Raw genomic sequence first — 704 nt, forward strand, 5'->3', positions numbered from 1 at the left:
CTGTTGATCGAGCGCTATAAACTATTAGAAACAGTTGAAGAGCCTTTTAAAGTGCTCAAGCCATGCCATGAGGGTAGGAGCTTTACATGATTGTGCAGCATTTTTTAGTTGCTTTGTCCTTTGTTTGATGCGCTTCATCTCGTGTTGGTTCTGCTTGCTGTTGTTGGAATAGGCAGGATTGTTGAGGGGAAGAAGTATGGCTAGCTGCTGTAAAAGAGCTTGCAACGCTGTTATTTAAAGGCATTTTTTCTTGTGTTTCTGCTTGAGGTTCTGGAGTTTGATCGTTTGTAGAAAGACTTTTATTGGAATGTTGTTGGAGGTGATGCATAGCAGAAGCCAGGTCCATGTGTTTAATAGAGCTGACGAGTTGTCGATTTGTTAGTGCTTTTAACTCAGACTTTCGTTGTGTAATTTGTTGTGCGAAGATGCCGCTAGACTCAAGGTGTTCATTCTTTTCGCCATTTATATAAGCCATAATGTTTAGCCCTATTTTTACTTTAAGAATTAAAAGTTTTTAATTGTGTTATAGCACTCAACGAATAGTTTCTGACATTGACTTCATTACTTGACTAAGCGCTGTCTCTAAATTTATTTCATCTTGATCAAGCTTCATGCGAACCCTATTTTTAAGCGGTGACCATACATGCTCTATCGGGTTTAAATCAGGAGAATAAGGGGGTAAAAATAATAAGTGACAACCCGCA

2 protein-coding genes are annotated in these 704 nt (G+C 38.8%); both read right to left on the reverse strand.

Annotated elements, in window-relative coordinates; genetic code table 11:
- Positions 1-82: 82 nt before the first annotated feature.
- Positions 83-475: a hypothetical protein gene (locus tag C200_RS13765; RefSeq protein ID WP_016212572.1), complete on the reverse strand. Its 393-nt coding sequence runs from the start codon at positions 473-475 to the stop codon at positions 83-85.
- A 57-nt stretch (positions 476-532) separates the two neighbouring features.
- A partial coding sequence (locus tag C200_RS13770; RefSeq protein ID WP_033923692.1) for a transposase occupies positions 533-704 on the reverse strand: 172 nt, incomplete at its 5' end.

Source organism: Piscirickettsia salmonis LF-89 = ATCC VR-1361, from assembly GCF_000297215.2.
Lineage (GTDB): Bacteria > Pseudomonadota > Gammaproteobacteria > Piscirickettsiales > Piscirickettsiaceae > Piscirickettsia > Piscirickettsia salmonis.